The sequence below is a fragment of the Streptomyces sp. NPDC002671 genome, assembly GCF_053592475.1.
Genome location: NZ_JBSFVU010000006.1, coordinates 224,200 through 239,851 on the forward strand (window position 1 = coordinate 224,200; position 15,652 = coordinate 239,851).

15 protein-coding genes are annotated in these 15,652 nt (G+C 70.0%); 11 read left to right on the plus strand and 4 right to left on the minus strand.

Annotation, left to right across the window (positions count from 1 at the left end; genetic code table 11):
• Positions 1-29: 29 nt before the first annotated feature.
• Genes ACWD35_RS11705 through ACWD35_RS11715 form a run of 3 tightly spaced genes read right to left on the minus strand, consistent with a single transcriptional unit; the run spans position 30 to position 3,613 of the window.
• Positions 30-2,294, minus strand: a complete 2,265-nt coding sequence (locus ACWD35_RS11705; protein ID WP_451351002.1) for a phage tail sheath family protein — start codon at positions 2,292-2,294, stop codon at positions 30-32.
• Between the two features lie 12 nt (positions 2,295-2,306).
• Entirely contained in the window at positions 2,307-3,038 is a 732-nt protein-coding gene (locus tag ACWD35_RS11710) for a carboxypeptidase-like regulatory domain-containing protein (RefSeq protein ID WP_451351003.1), read from the minus strand.
• Complete coding sequence (locus tag ACWD35_RS11715) at positions 3,035-3,613, minus strand: DUF4255 domain-containing protein (RefSeq protein ID WP_451351004.1); 579 nt, start codon at positions 3,611-3,613, stop codon at positions 3,035-3,037. Before ACWD35_RS11715 ends, ACWD35_RS11710 begins: the two co-directional genes overlap by 4 nt.
• A gap of 230 nt (positions 3,614-3,843) precedes the next feature.
• Between ACWD35_RS11715 and ACWD35_RS11720 the strand changes: the two genes are divergently transcribed.
• The 11 genes from ACWD35_RS11720 (at position 3,844) to ACWD35_RS11770 (ending at position 14,456) form a co-directional block, all read left to right on the plus strand.
• The gene (locus ACWD35_RS11720; protein ID WP_451351005.1) at positions 3,844-4,041 is read left to right on the plus strand and encodes a hypothetical protein; all 198 of its coding nucleotides are present in this window, start codon (positions 3,844-3,846) and stop codon (positions 4,039-4,041) included.
• 171 nt (positions 4,042-4,212) lie between these two features.
• Positions 4,213-4,941, plus strand: a complete 729-nt coding sequence (locus ACWD35_RS11725; protein ID WP_451351006.1) for an AfsR/SARP family transcriptional regulator — start codon at positions 4,213-4,215, stop codon at positions 4,939-4,941.
• A gap of 133 nt (positions 4,942-5,074) precedes the next feature.
• Complete coding sequence (locus ACWD35_RS11730) at positions 5,075-6,277, plus strand: peptidoglycan-binding protein LysM (RefSeq protein WP_451351007.1); 1,203 nt, start codon at positions 5,075-5,077, stop codon at positions 6,275-6,277.
• Positions 6,278-6,517: 240 nt separating this feature from the next.
• Positions 6,518-6,895 (plus strand): PRD domain-containing protein, encoded by a 378-nt coding sequence (locus ACWD35_RS11735; RefSeq protein ID WP_451351008.1) that lies wholly within the window; start codon positions 6,518-6,520, stop codon positions 6,893-6,895.
• 73 nt (positions 6,896-6,968) lie between these two features.
• Positions 6,969-7,328 (plus strand): DUF2620 domain-containing protein, encoded by a 360-nt coding sequence (locus ACWD35_RS11740; protein ID WP_451351009.1) that lies wholly within the window; start codon positions 6,969-6,971, stop codon positions 7,326-7,328.
• A gap of 40 nt (positions 7,329-7,368) precedes the next feature.
• A complete protein-coding gene (locus ACWD35_RS11745) occupies positions 7,369-8,727 on the plus strand; it encodes a YhfT family protein (protein WP_451351010.1) in 1,359 nt (452 codons plus the stop codon).
• A gap of 3 nt (positions 8,728-8,730) precedes the next feature.
• Positions 8,731-9,678: a phosphotriesterase family protein gene (locus ACWD35_RS11750; protein ID WP_451351011.1), complete on the plus strand. Its 948-nt coding sequence runs from the start codon at positions 8,731-8,733 to the stop codon at positions 9,676-9,678.
• Positions 9,678-10,802 carry an aminotransferase class V-fold PLP-dependent enzyme gene (locus ACWD35_RS11755; protein ID WP_451351012.1) on the plus strand — a complete coding sequence of 375 codons (1,125 nt, stop codon included), beginning with the start codon at positions 9,678-9,680 and terminating at the stop codon, positions 10,800-10,802. The genes ACWD35_RS11750 and ACWD35_RS11755 overlap by 1 nt, the downstream gene beginning before the upstream one ends.
• 2 nt (positions 10,803-10,804) lie before the next feature.
• Positions 10,805-11,968: an alanine racemase gene (locus ACWD35_RS11760; RefSeq protein WP_451351013.1), complete on the plus strand. Its 1,164-nt coding sequence runs from the start codon at positions 10,805-10,807 to the stop codon at positions 11,966-11,968.
• A gap of 12 nt (positions 11,969-11,980) precedes the next feature.
• Positions 11,981-13,243, plus strand: coding sequence for a phosphopentomutase (locus tag ACWD35_RS11765; protein ID WP_451351014.1), 1,263 nt, complete (start codon positions 11,981-11,983; stop codon positions 13,241-13,243).
• Between the two features lie 163 nt (positions 13,244-13,406).
• Entirely contained in the window at positions 13,407-14,456 is a 1,050-nt protein-coding gene (locus ACWD35_RS11770; protein ID WP_451351015.1) for an aldo/keto reductase, read from the plus strand.
• Positions 14,457-14,526: 70 nt separating this feature from the next.
• Here the strand turns inward: ACWD35_RS11770 and ACWD35_RS11775 are convergent, their stop codons facing one another.
• Entirely contained in the window at positions 14,527-15,540 is a 1,014-nt protein-coding gene (locus ACWD35_RS11775) for an EcsC family protein (protein WP_451351016.1), read from the minus strand.
• Between the last annotated feature and the right edge of the window lie 112 nt (positions 15,541-15,652).

Below are 15,652 nucleotides of genomic sequence, written 5' to 3' on the forward strand. Positions count from 1 at the left end.
TCGCTCCTCGGTGGTCCTCGGTCGGATGCTCAGGCGAGCTGGGTCTCACGGGTCTTCTGCTGGATCCGGAAGATCACGAACTCGGCGGGGAAGACCGGCGCGACGCCGATGACGCAGATGAGACGGCCGTTGGCCAGGTCGTCCTCGGTCATCGTGGTGCGGTCGCAGGCGACGAAGAACGCCTCGTCCGCGGTGGTCCCGGCGAGCGCGCCGCTGCGCCAGACCGTGGTGAGGAAGTTGGTGATGGTCTGGCGGACCAGGGCCCACAGCGACTCGTCGTTGGGCTCGAAGACCACCCACTGGGTGCCCTCGTCGATCGACTCCTCCAGGAAGAGGAAGAGCCGCCGGACGTTGATGTACTTCCACGAGCTGTCCGAGGAGAGCGTGCGCGCGCCCCACACCCGGTGGCCCAGGCCGGGGAAGAACCGCAGCGCGTTGATCCCCTTGGGGTTCAGCAGGTCCTGATGGCGCTTGGTGATGTCCTGGGCGAAGCCGTCGGTCTGCCGGATGCCCCGGACGACCACGTTGGCGGGTGCCTTGTGCACGCCCCGCTCCACGTCCACCCGGGCGTAGATGCCGGCCATGTGGCCCGACGGCGGCACCTCGACATCGCGGTTGGTGGACGGGTCGCGGGTGACCAGCCACGGGTAGTACAGCGCCGCGTATTTGGTGTCGAACGGCTCGCGGAACGCCTGGATCCCCTCGATGTCGAGGCCGTCGCGCGGGTCGAGGATCGCGAACCGGTCCTTGAGCAGTTCGCAGTGGGTGACCAGGCTCGATTCGACCGTGCCGGACCACATGCCGGGCACCGCGCAGATCGCGACCTCGTCGATGTCCTCCAGCGCGACGATTCCCGTGCGCCGCCCGCTGCCGCCGTCGGCGCCGACGAAGTCGGCCACGCTCAGGGACTCGTACGCGTCGTCACCGTCCGCCAGTGTCAGCCAGGAGCCGGTCGCGGGCACCGGGAACTTCGTGGGGTCGGTGGACAGTCCCGGCAGCGCGGTGGCCCGTACCAGCTGCGACCGGCCGGCCAAGGCGGTCACCAGGTTCGACGGGGTGTCGCCGGAGAGCCGAAGACCCGGGAAGGTCTCGCTGACGGTGGTGCCGCCCGGGTCGGAGAACCGGGTGCTGACCTCGGCCTCGATCAGATGGATCCGGTCGGTCTCGAAGAACGTCCCCGGTACGTCGCTGTCGAAGGTGACGGCGTCGCCGGCGACTGTCTGGACGTGCACGGCGGTCATGGTGGTGCCGTCGTCGACCTGGACGACCGCTCCCTCGTACAGCCTGCTCGCGCCGCCGACCCTGAGGGTCGGCCCCGCCGCGAGGTTGCCCCGTCGCACCCGGCGCACGGTGAGTCCGGTCTCCCACGCCGGGTGGGTGGTGCCTGCCGGGAGGGTCAGGGTGACCTTGCCGTCCGCCGGCTGGCCCACCTCGACCTTGTACCGGTCGGAGCCGATCTGGGCCCAGACGTCGGCGGGCAGGCCGGCCGGGTCGAGCCCGGGCGCCGCGGCCACGTCGACCGTCTCGCTGTCGGCGGCGGCGTCCGCGACGAGCCGGGTGACGAACAGCGGGCCCTCCTGCGGGTCGGGCAGCACCGGCAACGCGGCGCCGACCATCGGCTGGACCCGGACCTGGACGCCCCGGCCCCAGGAACCGGGGCTGTTGGCCGACAGCCGCAGCGTGCGCTCGGTGCCGCGCGCCCCGACCTGGACATAGTCACCGCGGGCCGTCCTGACCTCGGCGGGCAGGGCGGCGCTCAGCGTGATCCGGCGCTTGGTCATGTCGTAGCCGGAGACCGTGGCGGTGTGGATGGCCTGCTGGTCGTCGCCCCGGAAGAGCTGGATCTGCTGTCCGACGCCGGTGAAGCCGACCAGGTGGCCCAGTTGCAGACCGGTCGCGCCGCGCGCGGCATCGGTGGCGATCGGGCTCACCAGACCCTGGACGAGGTCGCCCGAGGCGGGCGTCGCCTGTGCACTGGCGACCCGCTTGACATAGAGACGCTGGCCGCCGTTGTCGAAGAATCCCTTGACGGCCAGCGGAAACAGCCACCAACGGCCGCCTTCGGAGGGGTTGTCGGCCCACGCGTCCCGCACGGACGCCTCCGGCTCGGGCAGGAAGCCGCCGAAGGTGTTCTGGAACTCCAGGAAGTTCGTCACCAGTTTGGGTTTGCCGGTGTACGGTCCGCGAGCGGTGACCCCGACCATCCCGGCGGTGCTGGTGCTCACCCCCGCGATCGGCCGCGGCCCCGCGTCGATCTCCTCGATATAGACCCCGGGGCTCAGATACTCGGCCATGAAATGGGCTCCTCACTGCTCACGGATCTCGATGACGTGCTGACGCTCCGCGTCCTGGGGCAGGTGCACGAAGAGCGCCCCGGTCCGGCCCGGCCGCTCGGTGGCCTCCAGGCGGAATGTCTCCTCGACCGCGTGCTCGGCGGCTTTCTCGCCCTCCCAGCGCAGGGCGAGCCGGAAGGCTCCCCGGGCGTCGGAGAGCGTGCGTTCGTGCCACGGCGTCAGGTCCTGGCCGGTGCGCCCCCTGGCCTCGACGAGCGCGTTCGCGACCGGCGCCCTGCTGGCGGCATCGAGCACGACACCGTGGACCGTGCGCGTACCCGGCGGGTACGGAAAGGAGACCGCCGGCAGCAGCCGGACCAGCCGCGGCGAGGCCCCCACGGAGGGCGGGTGGGTGTCGTCGTACGGGTGGACCAGGAAGTCGACGCCGACGAGTTCGGCCGAGAACGGCTGGCCGTCGGCCGGGTACAGCGGCTGGTAGCCGGCGGCCGCGAAGCGGGCCCGGTGGCGCTCCGGCCGGGCCGCCCACGGCTCTGCCCGCCTGCCGAGCCCCGGAAAGGCGATGGATCCGCTGGGTGTGCGCACCGCCCTGTCGTCCAGCGGCAGCCAGCCGCCGCTCGCCTCGTCGAACCGTTCGAGGCGGACGTCCACGCCCGCGGCGCGCACCCGCCGTGCGTAGTCGTCGAACGGCACCAGCCAGACGGGGCTGTAGAGCGTCGACCGGGCAAGGGGCAGGAAGGCACTCATGGTGTCGCCGTCCCCCCGATGGTCCGGCTCTGCACCGGCCGTACCGCACTCTCCACGGCAGAGTCCAGGTTGACGACGCGGACCTCGTAGTTCAGTGAGAGCCGGTACGGCTTCTGGATCGCGTACCAGACCCAGGACTTCTGGTCGAGGGTCAGCGGTGTCAGGGTGAGGTGCAGCGAGTCGACGCTGCCGGCCAGGCCACCGGAGAGCTGTACGCCGTCCAGGATCGCGTCGTCGTAGAAGGTCTGCAGAGCGCGTCCGAGCATCCGGTGCTGGGTCGCCTGGTCGCCGCCCCAGGGGGTGATCAGATACCGCAGCAGCAGGGCCATCGGCGGTTTGCGGACGCTCAGCGGTTCGGGCGGCTGGGAGCGCACCGGTGGCCGGTTGCGCGAGGTGGGATCCTCGGCGATCTCGTAGAGGAACACCGTGAGTTTGGGGGGCGGGGTCTGCACCGTCTCGGACAGGTCGTTCAGTTCCGCGATCGGCGGTTCCACCTGGCTCAACCCGCGCAGGGCCTGCGTCAGCGTGCTCACGACGACCGACGAGACATCGGCGATCACACCGAAGTCACCCATGCGTAACCCCCCTTGGCCCGGCGCGTGCTGACCGTGCTGGCGTTGCTGACCGTGCTGACGTTGCTGGCCGTGCTGTCCGCGTATCCCGCAACGATGCAGACTCCCTGTGATCCGTCCGCGACTCGCCCGTCGCATCGGCGTCACCCCTGCGTCCTCGCCGCGTGCCGTGACGCCGCTGGACACGGATCGACGACGTCGGGGTGACACCCGTGCGGGACACTCCGTCTCCCATGGAGACCCCTTCAACGCGGTCCGGCGTCCTCATACTCCGGGTGTGGGTGGAAGGCAGCAGGTCGGACGGCTTCCGCGCGCGCATCATCCAGATCGTCGACGGAGAACAGAAGCCCCCCGCGGCGACGGACCAGACCGTCGACGTCTTCCTGGCACTGCGGACCTGGCTCGATGAGCTGCTGGAACGGGACCGGTGACGTTTTCGCGACGTTCCGTTGTTTCTTCGTTGACGCCGTCCCGCTAATGCTCGACCCTGCGGTCATAACTTGCCCGTAACATGGCTTCGAGAAGCCGACGAGCCGAACGAAGATCATCCGCCGACATCGGTACCGGGGGCGTCGATGAACGGACAAGCACATCTTATTACTTTGAGGCTGCTCAAGGGCTTCACACTCGCGGTTGACCATACGCGCATTCCGGTTTGCTCCAGCACTCAACGGCTCGTTGCATTCCTGGCTTTGCAGGGGATGCCGCGATCCCGCACCTACGTGGCCGGAATCCTCTGGCCGGACGTCACGGCGTCGCGCGCCAACGCGAACCTGAGATCATCTCTGTGGCGAGCGGCGCGTACGGGCCACCCCCTCATCGACGCGACCGCACGCGAGTTGGCCCTTTCCAAGCACATCACCGTTGACCTGCAGGAAGCGGTGGCGCGCGCGCACCGACTGCTCGACAGCTCACGCCCGTGCGACGATATCCTCACCATGCAGACGCTGGCGGACCTGTCGGTCGACCTCCTGCCGGAATGGCCGGAAAATGACTGGATGCTGATCGAGCAGGAGCAATACCGTCAGCTCCGGCTTTATGCCTTGGAAGCGATGACCGAACGACTGACGTCAGCTCGACGCTATGGCGAAGCCGTCGCCGCGGGACTCGCCGCCGTGCGTACCGAGCCCTTGCGGGAAAGTGCCCATCGTGTACTCGTGAAGGCACATTTGGCTGCCGGCAATCGGGGTGCGGCACTGCACCAATTCGAACAATGCCGCCGCATCCTGCGGGAAGAATTAGGACTGGAACCCTCCACTTCGCTGCGAGATCTCGTGCCACTACGCGCCGAGCACAGCGAGCATTCACGGCTTCAGCCCTTCAGCACCTAGTCCCCACGGCTTCGCCGGCACCATCCCGTACTGGCGGACCCGGGCAACGGCCTCCTCCAGCGCCTGTTCTCCCGCCTCGTACCGCGCGAGCAGCTCGACGCCATCCACAACCCCACGCCTCACGAGGAGCGCCATGACCGCCTTCCACGCTGCCGTCATCCACCCCGACCAGTCCGTCACCTACTGCGGCGAGGTGAGCCAGGCACACGTCGATGAGGCGCTCGCCATCGCTGCCATCGCGACCACACCGTGCTCCGCCGTCCAGCACCCGCGCCGCCCCGGCTCGGTCTTCGTGCTGCGCGAGAACGGCGACCTCGACTGGTACGAGCCGGTGGACGCCGAGCCGTTCATCGTCCGCGACCCGGACCCGGAGCCCCGTACGGGCGACGGCCACCCCACCACCGATGACCTGCCCGTCGCCGGCGAGCCGGTGCAAGGCCTCATCGGCACCAGATGGGTCCCCGGCGCCATCCCGCTCGGCGACGGCGTCATCGGCGGGGCGATGGACACCCCCGGCAATCCGCCCCGGGTCGTGCACCACACCACCGAGTCCCCGGCCGGGGGCAGGTATCTGGAGGCCGTTGGGTCGTACCTGATCCGCGCGGCCTCCGAGCCGCAGCTCATCTACTGCCCGGTGACCGACCGGGTCGGCCAGTTCGGACCGCTGGACCTGAGCGCCCGGGCCCTGCGCAACGACGGCGCCCGGCGGACCAATCGCGAGGGCCGCGTCTGCATCCAGATCGAGGTCCTCGGCCACGCCGACAACCCCTGGACCACCGGCTGGGATCCGGCGAAGAAGCCGGGCTGGCAGAAGATCATGGCCGCGGTCCGCTCCTGGGGCGTGCCGGACGTGTTCCCGGCCGGACGACCGGCCGTGTACCCGGGGCCGGGCAAGACCCGCTCGCGGTCCGTCTGGGAGTTCCGGGGCGGCCACTTCGGACATGTCGATGTCCCGGGCAACGACCACGGCGATCCGGGTGCGATCGACACCGCCAAGGTGCTGTACCAGGCCGGCCCCACCAAACCGAAGCCGACCGAGCCGAAGGTCAGCGTCGCCCACCTGGTCGCCGCCGCGAGGAAGGACGTGCCGGCCCCGGACGGACACACCACCTACCCGGCCGAGGTGCGCATCGTCGAGAACGCCCTCGTCGCCGAGGGTCTCCTCCAGCGCAGGTACGCCGATGGTTCCTTCGGCTCCAAGACGGTCTCCGCGTACGCGGCCTGGCAGCGCAGCAAGGCAGGCGGCTCCTACACCGGCGACGCCGCCGACGGCATACCCGGCATCGCCTCACTGAAGCGCCTGGCCGCCCGGCACGGCTTCATCGCGACCGCCTGAGCAGGGTCGGGGACTGGTGCGCTCCGCTGTCCGGAGAATGTGCGGCACGGGTGAACACCCGGCGCGCCACAGCCGCTGCATGCCGCGTAGGTCCGTCTGCCGCCGCACGGCACTGCCGCCAGTTGCGCGACGCTGTACTGCCTTGGGCTGAGATCCCGTGCGGCGGCAGGGGATCTGCGGCACGAGGAGCCACAATCCTGATCACGGCCGTTTCGTGGCGGTGCCCAGAAAGGACAGGTCATGGATGCCAGGCTCGCCCTCCGGATCCGGACGTTCCGGGACACCGGTCAGGTCAGCCCGCAGGTGGCCGATTTCGTCACCACCGAGCTGGAGGCACTGGCCGCCGAGGGGGCCACCGTCACCGAGGACACCGCCGGCATGCTGACCAGCCATCTCATGATGGCCCTCACCCGGTTGCTGGACGGCCGGACGGTCGAGCAGTTCCCCACCGACCGGCAGGTCGCCTCGGAGCTGGACAGCCACCCCGAGGCGGCCTCCCGCGCCCGCTCCGTATCGGCACGAGCTCAGCGCGCGTTCGGCGCCGCACTCCCCGAATCCGAGATCAACTTCCTGGGCATGCACCTCGCCGTCCTGGCGCAGCACTCGCCCGTTTCCTGACAACCCTCCACACCCCCTCTTCATCCTCTTCATCCTCTTCATCCTCTTCAGCGCACGAGAAACAGGACACAGCATGGCGAAGATCCTCACTGGCGGCGTCGGCAAGGTCGAGGTTGCCCGGACCGTCAATGAGCTGGCCCTGAGTGGCGTCGAAGTCAGCGTCTCCAACGACATGGACGCGGCCGTGAAGCTGCGCTCCGGCCAGGCCGACTACTTCCTGGGCACCTGCCACACCGGGGCCGGCGCCTCTTTGGGTGTCCTCGTCGGCCTCATGGGCCAGCAGACCTGCCACACCTTCGGGCGCTCCGTCCCCACCGTCGACGAGGTGCAGGACCTGCTCGTCGGCGGCAAGAAGGTCTTCGGCTTCGCCGTCGACCAGATCGATCTGGTCGCCCCCGTCCTCATTCATGCCATTGCGGCCAGGACCGCGTAGACGGCCACCGACGCACCGCGCATCACGAAGGCCCGTCACCGTGCACCCATCGGCGCTCCTCGCCTCCGGCGGCCACAGTTCCCTCCGCCTCACGCCGCTTCAGATCGCGCTCGTCGTGGCGGTCTGTGCCCTGTCCGCGCTGCTGGTCAACATGGCGGTCGCCGTGTTCCACGACGGCGTGCGCCCCTTCATGCTCGACCACCGGCAAGGGCGGATGAAGCGCCGGGAGATCACGCCCCTCGCGTTCAGCCTCTCCGCGGGATTCGTCTTCGGCCTGGGCGCGCCGATGGCGTTCTCCACCGGAGTACTCAACCCGTGGATCCTCTTCCTCCCTACGGACGTCCTCGGCCTGCTGGCGTCCAAGCGATGGATGGCACTCGTGCTGGGTGCCGTGTGGGCGTTGCTGGTGGTATTCGGTCTCTCCCAAGCGACGCAGGCGGCGCAGTCACTGCCTGTCGACTTCCTCACGGCGATGCGGTCACTGTCCGACCCGGTGATGTATTTGTTCGCGTTCTTCCCGGCGGTCGCTGTCGCATACCAGTTCGGCAGGGCGCGTGGTGCGGTCGCCTTCGCCGTCGAGGGCGTTCTCATGCTCGCCTCCGCGCACGTCTGGAAGGGTGTCTTTCCCGGCGCGCTCTCCATGGCCGTCGGGATGCTGCTGCTCGTAGGTCTCGCCGTCCACCGCGACCTGGTGAATCGGCGCGCGGCACGCGAGGAGGCACGGGCCCGGGGCGCGGAGCCTTCGGTTCCGGACACCTCGGCGGCCGATTCCCTCTTCGGCGCCAACGCCAAGCGCCTGCGCACACACCTGCCTTGGCTGATGGCGCTGGGCGGGCTGGTCGCAGCGCTGTGCGCGACCGGCGCTTTCGCGGGCGGTGAAGCCACCAGCTACCTCGTGCAGCGCGGCGACATGACCAATGCGGCCCAGGTCGACTTCTACCGCACGTTCGGCTTCATTCCGCTGATCGGTCTGACCTCTCTCGCCTCCGGCACCTTCGCCACCAATGGCGTCAACTTCGTCTACGCCGCGGGATACATCGCACCGAACCTGATCACCGCCGCGATGGCCGGAGCCGCCGTCTTCACCGTCGAAGTGCTGGCTCTGACGCAGCTGGGAAAGTTCTTCGCCCACGTTCCCTCGGTCCAGGACGCCGCCGACCACATCCGCCATGCGATCAACCAGGTGCTGGAGCTCGGAGTGCTGTTCGGCTCGATCCTTGCCGGCATGCGGATGGCCGGAGGGACGGGGATCGCTCTGGTCGGAGGCATGTACGTACTGAACGAGGCCATGGGCCGGCCCGTGATCCGGCTGGCCGCCGCGCCCGTCGCCATCATCTGCACCGGGCTCCTGCTCAACGTCGGGTACTGGTCCCACCTGTTCACGCCGCTCAAGGGCTGACCGATGGCGACCCGCCACGTCCGCACCGTCGCCGGACCGGTCTCCCCGTCCTGCATCCGCGGCCCGGTACTCGCCCACGAACACCTGGCCCTCGACCTCAGCCGGGACACCGATCCGGACGCGGTGCTGTTCCCCGCCGCGCACGGCCCGTATGTCGTCGCCGAACTGGCGGGACTGCGTGAGGAGTTCGGCCTCGCCCTCGTCATCGAGCTGACCTGCCGGGGCATGGGGCGCGACCCTCGCGCACTGGCCCGCATCTCCGCCGCGTCGGGAGTCGCGGTGGTCGCCGGCACCGGCTGGTACTACGAGCGGTTCCACCCGGACGAGCTCGGCCGTGCCGGTGTCGAGGAACTCACCGACGTGCTGGTGCGCGACATCGACCACGGCATCGGGCCCCTCGCCATCCGGCCCGGCGTCATCGGCGAGGTCGGCAGCCACGGCGAACAGCCCGGCGGGCAGGAGGCGCGGGTCCTCGTCGCGGCTGCCCGCGCTGCCGTGTCCACGGGGCTGTCGGTGGCCACCCATGCGCAGCTGGGCGTGGGCGGTCCGGGCCAGCTCGACCGGCTCGTCGGCGCGGGCCTGCCCGCCCACCGGATCAGCATCGGGCACCAGGATCTGCTCGACGACCCCTCTGCCCACCGCGAACTGGCAGCCGCCGGCGCCTACGTCGCCTTCGACACCATCGGGAAGCAGAACTACCAGAGCGACGAAACCCGGCTGCGGCTGCTGCTCGCCCTGCTGGAGGCCGGGCACGCCGACCGGGTACTGCTCAGCTGCGACATCTCCCGGCACCGCTACCTGCTGAAGGAAGGAGGCCACGGCTACGGACATCTGTTCCGCTCCTTCCTGCCCGGTCTGCGTGCGAGGGGCGTCGACGACGAGCTGATCGACCTGATGACCCGCCGCAATCCGCTGCGCTTCCTGACCGGAGCGATGGGGGGAAAGGCCTGATGCACCGAATCGACGTCGTCCTGCCGCAGACCTTCCCCCTGCCCACGGTGCCGTTGCAGGACGCGATGGCCACGCAGTTCCGGCTGCTGGAGTGCACCGCACGCCACTTCGAGGGGCAGCAGCTCTTCGCGGCCGACTCGGGCGTCGTACCGGGTCTGGGCCGGCCCCGCACCACGGCGAAGGTGGAAGCCGTCCTCGCCGACTTCTTCTCCTGCGAGGCGGCGGCCCTCGTCCAGGGCGCGGGCACCGGTGCCATCCGCGCCGCCCTCACCGCCACGGTCCGATCCGGGGATCCGCTGCTCATCCACCGCGCACCGATCTACCGCAGCACCGAGGTCACGCTCCGCGGGCTGGGCGTGGAGACGGCAGAGGTCGACTTCAACGACCGGCAGGCACTGGCCGCGGCCCTCGCTTCGGCACGGTTCTCCTGGGCGTACGTCCAGCACACGCGTCAGCGCCTCGCCGACTCCTACGATCCGGCCGTGGTGCTGGCCGCCTGCCGCTCGATGGGCGTGCGGACCATCGTCGATGACAACTACGCGGCGATGCGGGTTCCCGCCTGCGGTGTCGAACTCGGCGCCGACGCCTCGTGCTTCTCGCTCTTCAAACTGCACGGCCCGGAAGGCATCGGCGTGGTCCTGGGCGCCCATGACGTCATCGACCGGATCCGCGCCGACAACTACTCCGGGGGCGGGCAGGTCCAGGGCCACCAGGCACTCGACGCTCTGCGCGCACTCACCCACGTCCCCGTCATGTGGTCGGTGCAGTCCCAGGTCGTCACCGATGCCGCGCAGCGGCTGGCCGCGGGGGAAGTGCCGGGCGTCGCCGAGGTCCGCATCGCCAACGCACAGGACCGCTGCCTGCTCGTACGTCTCGACCGACCCGTCGCCCGTCACCTTCCCCCGATCGCGGCCCGATACGGTGCAGCGCCTTATCCGGTGGGCTCCAACTCCCGCTACGAGGTGGCCCCGCTGTTCTACCGGATGTCCGGTTCCGTGCTCGACGACGCCCCGGCACTCGGCGACACGACCGTGCGGATCAACCCCATGCGGGCCGGCGCCGACCTGGTCCTGGACATCCTCCGCCGCTCGCTGACCGACCTGCACCAGGGCAAGGACGACTGATCGTGTTCCTCGACACCGTGCTCACCCGCAACCCCCGACTCGTCCACACCGCCGCCGCGCTGCACCACCGCGGCGCGATCCCGCCCAACACCTACGTCATCGACCTCGACGCCGTCGAAGCCAATGCGCACCTGCTCGCCGCGGAGGCCGAACGGTTGGGTCTGACCCTGTGGTTCGTGGTCAAGCACATCGGACGCAACCCCGAACTGATCAAGGCCATCGCCCGGCACATCCCCAAGTACGCGGCCATCGACCCCCCGGAAGCGCGCGTCCTGCACGCGGCCGGTGCCAAGGCCGGGAATGTCGGCCACCTGGTCCAGATCCCGAGCCGCGCCCTGGAGGGGGTCCTCGCGTGGCGCCCGGAAGCCGTCACGGTCTACGACGTGGCCAACGCCCGCGCCGTCTCCGCGGCAGCCGAGCGGCTCGGCATCATCCAGGACGTGCTCGTCCGCCTGGAGGGCTCACCCGGCGCGGTCCACCCCGGGCAGGAAGGCGGAGTCCCGCTGAGCGGGCTGACCGCCTTCGCCGCGGAGGTGGAACGGATGCCCGGCGTGCGCGTCGCCGGCGTCACCGCGTTTCCCTGCGTACTGTGTGACCCGGCCTCGGGCACTCCGCGGCCCACGCCCAACTTCGACCTCGCGCTGAGCGCCCGCGACCTGCTCGCCGCCCGTGGCCACACGCACCTCAAACTCAGCGCCCCCAGTGCGACATCGATGGCCTCGCTGCCCCTCCTCGCGGAGCTCGGCGCCACGCATGCTGAACCCGGCCACTGCCTCACCGGCACCACCCCCCTGCACGCGGTGGACCCGGGGCAGCCGGAGCAACCGGCGTACGTCTACGTCAGCGAGGTCGCCCACACCCTCGCCGACGGGCGCCCGGCCCTCCACGGCGGCGGCTTCTACTCCCGGTCCGGCGTCAAAGAAGCCCTGCTCCCGCGTACGGGCGTGCGGCTGACGGTGCAGGACGCGCCCGCCGAGAACATCGACTACTACCGGACACTCGACGCACCCGCGACCCCCCACGAGGCGCGGCTCGGCGACACCGCCGTCCTCGCCTTCCGTACGCAGATCTTCGTCACGCGCAGCTACGTCGCTGTCGTATCCGGACTGTCCCACGGCACACCGCGGACCGTCGGCCTGTACGACGCTCTCGGCCGGGCCGTCTGAGGAGCACGATTCATGACCAGGACCGTCATCGTCGTCGTCGACGGCTTCGGCGTCGGCGCCATGCCCGATGCGGGCACGTTGCGCCCGGGCGATCAGGGAGCCGACACCTGCGGGCACGTCCTCGACCACTGCCGGAGGGCGAACGGGCGACCACTGCGGCTGCCGGCATTCGGCGCCCTCGGGCTCGGCCTGATCCACCCGCACCCGGATCTCGCGGACCGAACCGGTCTGCCGGTGGCCGTGGGTCTCGCTCCCCTCGGCTACCCGGGCGCCGACACCTACGCGGGCCATCAGACCATGATGGGAGCCGACTTCAGCGACGTGACCGTGGCCCCACTGAGCGACCATCTCGACGAGATCGCCGGTGCCTTGCGTGCCGCCGGGCACTCGGTGGAGCCGCTGGACGACAAGCCGCTGCTGATGGTGGACGGAGCAGCACTCGTCCACGACAACCTGGAGGCCGACCCCGGCATCAACTGGAACACCTCAGGGCGCCTGGAAGACATGCCCTTCCACCGGATCCTGGCCATCGCCCGGACGGTGCGGGCCATCGCCCCCGTCGCGCGCGTCATTGCGGTCGGAGGCCACACGGATGCTCCGCTGACCGCCTTCGTACGTGTCGGGGACGGCGGAACCGTGGGGCTCGACACCCCCGCGTCCGGCTTCTACCGCAATGGCGGCCTGGAAGTGCGGCACCTCGGCGCGCCGCTGGACCACACCCGGCAACTGCCGGCTGTGGCGGCCCGCGCCGGGATCCCCGTCACGCTGGTCGGCAAGGCCGCGGACATCCTCGCGTGCGAGGCGGCAGTGCGCCGCCCGGGGGTGGCGACCGCCGAAGTGCTCGCGCACACCCTCGGCGCCACCCGCGCCACCAAGGACGCCTTGGTCGTCGCCAACGTCCAGGAGACGGACCTGGCCGGACACCAGCAGGACGCCGCGCGCTACGGCGCCGTCCTGGAACAGGTCGATACGGGACTGGCCGAACTCATCGCCCTCCTCGACATGCCCGGTGACCGCCTCATCGTCACGGGTGACCACGGGAACGACCCCACCGTCGGGCACGCCCACCACACGCGCGAATTCGTGCCCGTGCTGATGCACCGGCCGGAGTCCGCCGGTCCGGAGTTCCTGCCCGAAGCGGCCGGCCTGGCCGACGTGGGCGCCACGGCCGCCGCATCGCTGGGGCTGGACCCGGCCGGGTTGGCGAACGGGTCCGCACTGTGGCCGACCGCACGTACGGCGTCCACCGCAGCGGCGCGGCCTGCCGTCTCGTAAGCGCGGCCCTCGGTGTACATACGCCGCGCGCCACCTGACCGATGGTCAACTTCGCTGCGGTCTCGCCCATCTGCTCCTCCGTCGGCCACTTGATCTAGAGCCGACTCGAGGTCCTAAGGTCACGGGTGACAGCCCGACCGATCCACCTCAGAAGGAGAAGAGCATGCGTTACCGCGTCCTCGGCGGCACCGGCATCGAGGTGAGCGCCCACTGTCTCGGCACCATGATGTTCGGCGCGGTCGGCAACCCCGACCACGACGAGTGCGTGCGGATCATCCACGCCGCGCTCGACGAGGGCATCAACTTCGTGGACACCGCCGACATGTACTCGGCCGGAGAGTCGGAGACCATAGTCGGCAAGGCGCTCCAGAACCGGCGGGACGACGTCGTACTCGCCACCAAGGTGCACTTCCCGATGGGTAAGGGCCCGGGCCGGGGCGGCAACTCGCGCCGCTGGATCGTACGCGCGGTGGAGGACAGCCTGCGTCGGCTGCGCACGGACTGGATCGATCTGTACCAGGTGCACCGGCCGGACCACCGCACCGACGTCGAGGAGACCCTGTCCGTCCTCGGTGACCTGGTCCGCGAGGGCAAGATCCGCGCGTTCGGCTGCTCGACCTTCCCGGCCGAGGACATCGTCGAGGCGTACCACGTCGCAGAACGACGGGCCCTGCCGCGCTTCAGGACCGAGCAGCCGCCGTACTCCCTGCTGGCCCGCGGAGCGGAGGCCGATGTGCTGCCCGTGGTCCAGCGGCTGGGCATGGGCGCGCTGACCTGGAGCCCGCTCGCCTCCGGCTTCCTCACCGGCCGCTACCGCAAGGGCCGGCCGATCGACCTGACCAGCGGCCGTGCCGCGCTCACTCCCGCCCGCTTCGACCCGGCGCTGCCCGGCAACGCGGCCAAGCTGGACGCCGTCGAGGCGCTCACGGAGATCGCGGACGGACTCGGCCGCACGCTGCCCGAGCTGGCACTGGCCTTCCCGCTGGCGCACCCCGCCGTCACCTCGGTGATCATCGGTCCGCGTACGTTCCAGCAGCTCCAGGACGCGCTCAAGGGCGCCGACCTGGTTCTCGACGACGCCGTACTCGACCGGATCGACGAGCTCGTGCCGCCCGGCACCAACCTGTACCACCCCGACGGCGCCTGGCGCCGACCGTCCCTCTCCGACCCCGCGAGGAGGCGCCGTCCGGTGGGGGAACGGGCCGCGGACTGAGTCCCGCGACGGTGGTGCACCGTACCCCTGACCTGCACAGACGTCCAAATGTCAGATCTACGGCGCTCACTTACATGGCGTCGGTCTGAGGGTCCTCGTCCTGCTCGGTCGCCAGTGCGGCCGGCAGCGGCAGCCCGTACTTGTCGCACAGGAATCGGGTCTGGCAGTACCGCTGGGCGTCGGTGGCCACCCTGCCGAGGACCGCGGAATTCATGCCGGCACCGATGAGGACACCCACGAACGGCACGACCCTGGCGACGTTTTTGACTGGCACCCTGGAGCCGGCCGGACCCAGCTGCTGCATCAGCTTCTCGAGGGCGGCCAGGAGGCGGTGGTCCTGGCGGAGCTTCTGTGACCAATTTATGCGCCCTTTGACCGCGTTCGCCGCCCGTGCGGTCTCACGCAACGGCTTGGCCTTGGCCGCCTGTGCCATGAAGGACCGCTGTACCAGGCGTTGGATGAAGTCCTGCTCCTTGGGGTCTTTGGCGTCGTAGCCGTAGGAGTACGCGATACGCGACGCGATCGACGTGCTGAGGACCTGGACGACGAGGATGTCCGCTGTCATCGCGACGGGGATACCGGCGACGGGGACCATGGCCAGCAGGCCCATGGCGCCACCTTCGAACGCGCCGGCGGTGCGCCACCTGAGAGTGTTGCGGGACAGCAGCCGGTCGCAGACCTTGAGATCCTGCTGCCGCAGTTCGGTGAAACTGTCGAGGTCGAAACCTTGCTTGCGGGCGAGATTCTCGACGTTCTTCGGGTCGTTGAGCTCCATGGCCCAGTCGTTGACCAGCTCGAGCAACGCTGCGGCGCCTGCGAGCGCCGGTCGCATGGCCTTGTCGGCGACCGCGTCGCCTGCGCGACGGATCGGTTCCGTGACCGCCTCCGGCACAGCGTCCGTGACCCGTCTCACGGCGTTTCCCGCGGCCTCACCGGTCCGACCGAGGGCGGCGCTCGCCCAGTTCAGCAGACCGCGGCGGTTGTTGCGGCGTAGCCAGTGCTCGTGGAGCGTGTCCCACACCTGCCCCTCGTACTCGCTCATCGGGATTGCACCGTCGGCGAGTGGGTCGGCGTAAGTGCTCATCGAGGTTCTCCGTTTCGACTGTGATCGCCGGGTCCACGATGCCTACCAGTATGTCCACTCGGACGACAAGACAAAGCGGGATGAGCCGGCCGACGCTGCCAGCGCCGCAGCG

What these genes read in the sequence shown, in the direction of transcription:
- ACWD35_RS11710 (WP_451351003.1), bottom strand. Translation starts at nt 3,038, where the DNA reads ATGAGTGCCTTCCTGCCCCTTGCCCGGTCGACGCTCTACAGCCCCGTC.
- ACWD35_RS11705 (WP_451351002.1), bottom strand. Translation starts at nt 2,294, where the DNA reads ATGGCCGAGTATCTGAGCCCCGGGGTCTATATCGAGGAGATCGACGCG.
- ACWD35_RS11770 (WP_451351015.1), top strand. Translation starts at nt 13,407, where the DNA reads ATGCGTTACCGCGTCCTCGGCGGCACCGGCATCGAGGTGAGCGCCCAC.
- ACWD35_RS11740 (WP_451351009.1), top strand. Translation starts at nt 6,969, where the DNA reads ATGGCGAAGATCCTCACTGGCGGCGTCGGCAAGGTCGAGGTTGCCCGG.
- ACWD35_RS11755 (WP_451351012.1), top strand. Translation starts at nt 9,678, where the DNA reads ATGCACCGAATCGACGTCGTCCTGCCGCAGACCTTCCCCCTGCCCACG.
- ACWD35_RS11775 (WP_451351016.1), bottom strand. Translation starts at nt 15,540, where the DNA reads ATGAGCACTTACGCCGACCCACTCGCCGACGGTGCAATCCCGATGAGC.
- ACWD35_RS11750 (WP_451351011.1), top strand. Translation starts at nt 8,731, where the DNA reads ATGGCGACCCGCCACGTCCGCACCGTCGCCGGACCGGTCTCCCCGTCC.
- ACWD35_RS11765 (WP_451351014.1), top strand. Translation starts at nt 11,981, where the DNA reads ATGACCAGGACCGTCATCGTCGTCGTCGACGGCTTCGGCGTCGGCGCC.
- ACWD35_RS11735 (WP_451351008.1), top strand. Translation starts at nt 6,518, where the DNA reads ATGGATGCCAGGCTCGCCCTCCGGATCCGGACGTTCCGGGACACCGGT.
- ACWD35_RS11715 (WP_451351004.1), bottom strand. Translation starts at nt 3,613, where the DNA reads ATGGGTGACTTCGGTGTGATCGCCGATGTCTCGTCGGTCGTCGTGAGC.
- ACWD35_RS11730 (WP_451351007.1), top strand. Translation starts at nt 5,075, where the DNA reads ATGACCGCCTTCCACGCTGCCGTCATCCACCCCGACCAGTCCGTCACC.
- ACWD35_RS11720 (WP_451351005.1), top strand. Translation starts at nt 3,844, where the DNA reads ATGGAGACCCCTTCAACGCGGTCCGGCGTCCTCATACTCCGGGTGTGG.